Here is a 211-nt window from a genome sequence, read left to right as displayed (position 1 = left end):
AGCGTGGCTCCTTTCGATACGATCGAAGAGGCGATCGATGAAGCCAACGCCACGGAGTACGGTCTGGCCGCCTACTTGTTTACTGGCGCGGCCGATACGCAACAGAGGCTTGTGGGCGGTCTTTCTGCGGGCGCTGTTAGTGTGAATTACCTGAAAGGGGTTTCCGCTGATGCCCCTTATGGAGGAGTCAAGCAAAGCGGCTATGGATATG

General features: G+C 56.4%; 1 protein-coding gene. It reads left to right on the top strand.

Annotated elements, in window-relative coordinates:
- Positions 1-211: aldehyde dehydrogenase family protein (locus tag EOB49_RS36270; RefSeq protein WP_127383600.1), on the top strand; the 211-nt coding region annotated here is incomplete at both ends.

It is taken from the genome of Mesorhizobium sp. M7A.F.Ca.MR.148.00.0.0 (assembly GCF_003997735.1).
Lineage (GTDB): Bacteria > Pseudomonadota > Alphaproteobacteria > Rhizobiales > Rhizobiaceae > Mesorhizobium.
The sequence above is the reverse complement of the archived record's forward strand: the minus strand, read 5'-3'. Positions and strand labels throughout refer to the sequence as shown.